The following is a 404-nucleotide window of genomic DNA, read 5'->3' on the forward strand; positions in this document are numbered from 1 at the left end:
CCTGCAAAGCCAGTCGGACGCCGCTGTGCGGGCAATCGACACCAGCAGCGAGGCCTCGCGCCAGACCGTCGAACAGGCCCGCGAGGCCGGCGCCAGCCTGGACGCCATCAACCAGGCGCTGAACAACCTCACCGCCTTGAATGCGTCCATTGCCAGTGCCACCCTGCAGCAGGCGCATGTGGTCGAAGAGATCAACCGCAACGTACTGGACACTGCCGGGCTGTCCCAGCAAACCGCCGATGCGGCGCGCCAGTCCAGCGATGCGGGGGTGGCCTTGGGCCAGTTGAGCGAAGAACTGGAGCAGTTACTGCGCCAGTTCCGCGTGTAGTACGGGCTGCCGGCGGGCGCGGCTACACCTTCGCCCGCCGAACAGCTACAATCGCGCCCCTTCCCCGCAGCCTCCA

The 404-nt window shown here is 67.3% G+C and carries 1 pseudogene; it reads left to right on the forward strand.

The window, feature by feature from the left end:
* Nucleotides 1–328 (forward strand): annotated as a pseudogene (locus QWI17_RS16515) (hypothetical protein); the annotation flags it as partial.
* Nucleotides 329–404 lie beyond the last annotated feature (76 nt).

Origin of the sequence: Gilvimarinus gilvus, from assembly GCF_030518155.1 — a bacterium.
Taxonomy (GTDB): domain Bacteria; phylum Pseudomonadota; class Gammaproteobacteria; order Pseudomonadales; family Cellvibrionaceae; genus Gilvimarinus; species Gilvimarinus gilvus.